A 2,056-nucleotide genomic window follows, 5' to 3' on the forward strand; every position below is an offset into this window, starting at 1 on the left:
GACAGGATGAACGGGCTCGCGAGAGCATCCGCCCGATCGTGCTTGACGTCGATGTCGGCAACGTCGGGCTTGCGAGCGAACGCTCCCCAGAGAAAACGAGCGCCATAGGCAACCGTGAACATGGAGCCGACCGCGACCCCCACGAGGGCGATGAGTCCGAGCGTTGTGCCGTCGAGGAACGCCGTGAAGACTGCCTCTTTGGCGACGAACCCGAAGAGGGGCGGCAGCCCCACCATCGAGGCGACGGCAAGCGTCGCTATGGCCGCGAGGGCAGGGCGGCTGCGGCCGAGACCGCTGAGCTTGCGCAGGTCGCGGGTGCCCGTGGAGTGGTCGATGAGCCCGACCACGAGAAACAGTGCCGACTTGAACAGGGCGTGGGCGACAAGCAGGGCGAGAGCCGCCAGGGCCGCCGTTTGCGTGCCGTACCCGGCGATGACCGTGAGAAAGCCGAGCTGGCTGACCGTGCCGTAGGCCAGCAGGAGCTTGATGTCTGTCTGCCGCAGCGCACGCCAGCCGCCGACGAGCATGGTGAGAACGCCGAATCCGACGAGCACCTCGCGCCACCCGGCAATCTCGGCGAATGCCGGAGCCATTGCGGCGATAAGAAAGATGCCGGCCTTCACCATGGCGGCGGCGTGAAGGTAGGCGCTGACGGGGGTGGGCGCGGCCATCGCCGCAGGGAGCCAGAAGTGGAAGGGCACGAGGGCCGACTTCGACAGGGCTCCGACCAGGATGAGGAACACCGAGACCGTGACGGTCGTGCCATTGGGAGGGTCCGCCATGATGCCGGTGAAACTCGTTGTTCCCGCCGCTGCCGCCATGACGACGAGTCCGACGAACATCGTGAGCCCGCCCGCTGTCGTCACGAGCAGGGCCTGGAGCGCGGCACCGCGACTTGCCTTTCGATCGGTGTAGTGGCCGATGAGCAAGTAGGAGAACACCGTGGTGGCCTCCCAGAACATGAACATGAGGAAGATGTCGTCTGAGACGACAAGTCCATACATTGCCCCGCTAAACGCAATGAAGAACCCGGCGAATCGGCCGAGGCCCGGCTCGTCGTCAGAGAAGTATCGCTCGCAGTAGAAGAGCACGAGCGAGCCGACGCCGAGCACGATGAGCGTCATGATCCACGAGAGCGTGTCGAGCCGCAGCGAGAGTGCGAGGTGGATCTGCGGAACCCACTCGATCGATTCGCGCACAATTCCACCGGCAAGCACGGTCGGTGCTGCAGCGATCGAAGGGATGAGCGCGCCGAGCGGAACGAGCGCCGCGACATAAAAGACGCGGGGGCCGAGCACCCGCGTGAGCGCCGGAGCAAGAATCGCAGCGAGCGCGAAGAAGGCCAGTGAAATCAGCACGTGACCTCCGTCTCATAGGGCGGGCGGCGCGCGTACGCAGAAAACGTTGCGAGCAGCGATTGACAACCATTCTAACGGGGGCTCAACGCTGGGCATTCCCATTTCAGAATGTTAATGAGCCCTCAGTTCTGCAAGGCGCGACAATACCCGGGCAACGGCTGCCGGGTCCTCAACGCGAAACTTGGCCGCCGTCGAGCCCTGACCACACTTGATACCAACGTCGGCATCGCCCAGCACGGCGAAGCCATCCTCGTCGGTCACATCGTCGCCCGCGAAGAGCACCGCCGTGGCCCCTGCTGCTTCGCGCAGCATCCGCACCGCATCGCCCTTGGTCGTCGATCGCACCGAGAACTCAAGCACATTGCTTCCCCGCCGCTCGGTGATCGCTGGCAACTCCGTCGACACCCGCTCGTGCGCCTGACGCTCGGCTTCCTCGGCATCCTGCGGGGTTGCGGATCGGCTGTGCAGCGCGAACCCTGCCGGCTTGACCTCGATCCAGACGTCATCGAACGGCGCTGCGGCGGCCTCCAGAATTTCGCGAAGGCGGGAGAGATCCCCCTGCTCCGCCTCGCTGAGGGATACGCCGGGTGCGGCATCGAGCCGCACCTCGACCCCGTGTGAACCGCTAAGCCAGACAGACTCTGGCGGCTCGGCCACGTGCATCAAACTCTGCATGGCCCGGCCGGAGATGAGGGCCA

Annotated in this window: 2 protein-coding genes; both read right to left on the minus strand. The window is 65.3% G+C overall.

The genetic code is table 11. The features are described from left to right. Nucleotides 1-1,358, minus strand: a 1,358-nt coding sequence (locus AC062T_RS12640; protein ID WP_476030549.1) for a proton-conducting transporter transmembrane domain-containing protein, incomplete at its 3' end; no start/stop codon positions are given. 111 nt (nt 1,359-1,469) lie between these two features. Further along, nucleotides 1,470-2,056 (minus strand): trehalose-phosphatase (gene otsB / locus AC062T_RS12645; protein ID WP_476030551.1); only part of this gene is annotated, 587 nt, incomplete at its 5' end.

The sequence above is a fragment of the Homoserinimonas sp. genome, assembly GCF_056262345.1.